Below are 3952 nucleotides of genomic sequence, written 5' to 3'. Positions count from 1 at the left end.
GAAGCCGTTGCGCAGGTAGTCGACGAAGATCTTCCCGACGCGGTTCTTCGGCCCGCTCTTGGCGACGAAGCGATCCGGGATGACCTCGGCCAGGTGCTCGACGATGCGCTTCGACAGCGCCTTGACGGTGTCCCAGTCTTCCTTCGGCGTGATCGGCACGACGACGTGCAGGCCCTTGCCCCCGCTCGTCTTGACGAAGCTCGCCAGGCCCAGCTCGGCGAGCAGCGAGCCGGTGAGCTCGGTGCCTTCGCGCACCTGCGCCCAGCTGACGCCTTCGCCCGGGTCCAGGTCGAAGATCATGCGGTCGGGCTTCGTCGTGTCCTTCGTCGTCGTGTTCCAGGTGTGGAACTCGATGACGTTGGCCTGCGCCGAGCCGATGAGCCCGGTGAACGAATCGACCTCGACCATCGCCGCGCGCTCCGGCGAGATCGCAGGGTCGAGCTCCTTCAGCTCGGGAATGCGCAGCGACGCCGCATGGCGCTGGAAGACGAGCTGGCCGGCCAGCCCCGCCGGCGCGCGCACCAGCGACACCGGACGCGTGACGAGGTGCGGCAGGATCAGGCGCGCGACCTCGAGGTAGTGGTTGACGACGTCGAGCTTGGTCGCGCCCGTCGATGCGTCGACGACGCGGCCCGGGTTGCTGATGCGGATGCCTTCGACGCTGGCGCTCTCGCCGCTGCGCTTCTTCGCGGGTGTGGCCTTCGCTGGCGGCGGCACAGACGCCGGCTTCGCGGCTGCCGTCGTCGCGGCGGCCTTCTTCGCCGCTGCCTTGCCTTTCGGCGCCGCCCCGACCTCGGCTTCTGCCGCGGCCGCGACGCGCTCGGTCGGCGCCGCCGCCTCGCGCGTGACGCTCGCCGGCGGCTTGTCGTCGCGCAGGCCGTGGAACACCGAGTGGCGGACGCGGCCGTCCGGCGTCCACTCGCCGAACGACACCTCGGCGACGAGCTTCGGCTCCACCCAGTGCCCCTTCACCTCGCGCGGCTTGTTCGCGAACGGCGTCTTGTCGGTGTCGAGCGCGCTCAGCGCCTTCTTCACCGCGGCGAGCGAATGCTGGTCGAAGCCGCTGCCCACCGCGCCGGCGTAGCGCAGGTCGCCGGCCTCGTCGTGGATGCCGAGCAGCAGCGAGCCGATGCCGGTGCGCGAGCCCTTCGGGTCGGTCCAGCCGCCGATCACGAACTCCTGCCGCTGCGTGCACTTGAGCTTGATCCAGGCCGGGCTTCGCTTCGACACGTAAGGCGAGTCGACGCGCTTGCCGATCACGCCTTCGAGCTTCATGCGGCAGGCGTTGTTGAGCAGCTCGGCCGGGCTGGAGTGGAAGTCCTCGCTGAAGCGGATGCGACCGAAGGGTGCGGTGTCGATCAGCCTCGAGAGCAGGGCGCGCCGCTCGGCGAGCGGCACGGCGCGCAGGTCGTGGCCGGCGCAATACGGCACGTCGAACAGGTAGTACAGGATGCTCTCCGTGCGCGCCCCGTCGAAGGCGTTCTGCAGGAGGTTGAAGTCGGGCGCGCCGTGCTCGCCGGGGACGACGATCTCGCCGTCGAGCCAGCCCGAGCCCACGTTCAGCCCGCGCACCGCCTGCACCAGGCCCGGCATGCGGTCCGACCAGTCGTTGCCGTTGCGCGTGAACAGGCGCACGTCGTCGCCGTCGACGCGGGCGAGCAGCCGGTAGCCGTCGAACTTGATCTCGTACGACCAGCCGCCGTCTTTCGGCGCCTCGGTGACGAGCGTGGCGAGCTGCGGCGCGAAGGTTTGCGGAAGGGCGGCCGGCTTGGCACCGGCGGGAAGAGCGGGGCCGGCGGGAGGCTCGTGTTTCACCGAAGGTTTGGCTGCCTTGTTGGCGGCTTTCTTCGCTGCCTTCGGCGCCGGCTTCCCATCGCTGGCTTCCCTGGCCGCTTCCTTGGGCGACGCCACCGGCTTGTCGGCGATCGTCGCGCCCGAGAGCACGCTCGCCGGCTCGGCGTCGACGACGCTGTACTCCGAAGCGGGCCGGGCCTCGTCGTCGCGCTCCTTGATGAGCAGCCACGGCTCCTGGCGCTCGGCGGCGCGGCCGTGCATGCGCACCAGGGTCCACCCGCCCGCGAGCTTTCTCCCGTTCAGGCGGAACTTGAGCTTGCCGGCGCGGTAGCCCTCGAGCGGGTCGCCCACCGGCTCCCAGCTGCCGTTGTCCCACACGATCACCTGGCCGGCGCCGTACTGGCCCTTCGGGATCGTGCCCTCGAAGCCGCCGTAGTCGATCGGGTGGTCTTCGACGTGGACGGCCATGCGCTTGTCGGCCGGGTCGAGGCTCGGCCCCTTCGGCACGGCCCAGCTCTTCAGCGTGCCGTCGAGCTCGAGGCGGAAGTCATAGTGCAGCCGCGACGCGGCGTGCTTCTGGATGACGAAGGCGAGCTGGCCGGCCGACGCCTTGCCGCCCTTCGGCTCGCTGGTGACATTGAAGTCGCGCTTCGCGAAGTAGGGGTCGAGGGAGGCTTCCGCGCCCGCCTTCGGCTTCGCTTTGGCGGTAGTCGTCGTCATCGTCCCTCCCCTCGGGCCAGCCGTTCCATCAGGCGCGGCACCTCGGCCGGCAGCTCGCTCGCCAGGTAGCCGAGCGCACCGACCCGCTCGGCCAGCGCCAGCCCCGCCTGCGCGTGCAGCGCCACGCCCCAGGCGGCCGCCTGCTCCAGCGGTGCGCCGCGCGCCGCCAGGCCGCCGACGATGCCGGCCAGTGTGTCGCCCGAGCCCGAGGTGGCGAGGCCGACGTGGCCGCGCGAATGGCGCCAGGCGCGGCCGTCGGGCGCGGCGATGACCGTGGTCGCGCCCTTCAGCGCCACGACCGCGTTCCAGCGGCCGGCGCCCTCGCGCGCGTGGCGCTCGGAGTCGGCCTCGATGTCGGCCTTTTCGTGCCCGGTCAGGTGCGCCATCTCGCCCGCGTGCGGCGTCAGCAACGGCGGGCGGGCGAAGTCGGTGAAGTCGACCACCACGTTCATCGCCAGCGCATCGAGCACGAAGGCGGCGCGGCCGCCAGCGCGCTCGACCAGGCCGCGCGTGAAGAGGCGGGTCGCGGTCTCGTCCTGCAGGCCGGGGCCGATGACGATGGCATCCAGCTTGCCGAGCAGCGGCTCCAGCCGCTCCAGCCCGGCCATCGTGAAGCCGCCGGAGCCCGTCTCGGGCAGGCCGATCACGCGCCCCTCCGGCAGCAGCAAGGCCAGCCCCGCGGCGACGCTCGCGGCGGTGGCCACCTGCAGCTTGCCGGCGCCGGCGCGCAGGGCAGCGACGGCGGCGAGCCAGGCGGCGCCGGGCATTTCGCGGCTGCCAGCGACGACGAGCACCCGGCCGCGCTCCTCCTTGTCGCTCTCCTCGCCGAGCTGCGGCAGTGGCCAGCCGGCGAGCAGGGCCCCGTCGATCTCGACGATCGTTTCGTGGCGGAAGGGCAGGGGCGGCTGCGTGGCCATGGCATCGCCTCCTCAGGCCTTCGCCGCGGCGGGCACGTCGGGCTCGGCCGTGACCGGCGCGCCGGCCTCGCGCAGCGGCGAGACGAAGTTCTCCATCGTGCGCACCAGCTTGCCGTGGCGGCCGGCGGCCGGGTCGAACTCGTAGGCGGTGACGCCGCAGTTCGGCACGTCGGCGACCTTGTCGATGGCCAGGATCTCGGCCTCGTCGAGCCGCTCGAGCAGGTAGCGCATGCAGTTCACCGTCACCTGGTGCGCGACCACGAGCACGCGGCCGCGCTCCTCCTTGTCGCTCTCCTCGCCGAGCTGCGGCAGCGGCCAGCCGGCCAGTAGGGCGCCGTCGATCTCGGCCATCGCCTCGTGGCGGAACGGCAGGGGCGGCTGCGTGGCCATGACGTCGCCGTCCTCAGGCCTTCGCCGCCGCCGGCACGTCGGGCTCGGCCGTGACCGGCGCGCCGGCCTCGCGCAGCGGCGAGACGAAGTTCTCCATCGTGCGCACCAGCTTGCCGTGGCGGCCGGCGGCC

3 protein-coding genes are annotated in these 3952 nt (G+C 72.4%); all 3 read right to left on the bottom strand.

Annotated elements, in window-relative coordinates; all coding sequences use genetic code 11:
* The coding region (gene ligD / locus AC30N0_RS07580; RefSeq protein ID WP_489517319.1) for a DNA ligase D at window positions 1-2514 on the bottom strand (2514 nt) is incomplete at its 3' end.
* Complete coding sequence (locus tag AC30N0_RS07575) at window positions 2511-3431, bottom strand: NAD(P)H-hydrate dehydratase (protein WP_489517318.1); 921 nt, start codon at window positions 3429-3431, stop codon at window positions 2511-2513. The genes AC30N0_RS07575 and ligD, both read right to left, overlap by 4 nt.
* Before the next feature lie 12 nt (window positions 3432-3443).
* A complete protein-coding gene (locus tag AC30N0_RS07570; protein ID WP_489517317.1) occupies window positions 3444-3821 on the bottom strand; it encodes a histidine phosphatase family protein in 378 nt (125 codons plus the stop codon).
* Between the last annotated feature and the right edge of the window lie 131 nt (window positions 3822-3952).

It is taken from the genome of Rhizobacter sp., assembly GCF_031412495.1.
Classification (GTDB): Bacteria; Pseudomonadota; Gammaproteobacteria; order Burkholderiales; family Burkholderiaceae_C; genus Schlegelella_A.
The sequence above is the reverse complement of the archived record's forward strand: the minus strand, read 5'-3'. Positions and strand labels throughout refer to the sequence as shown.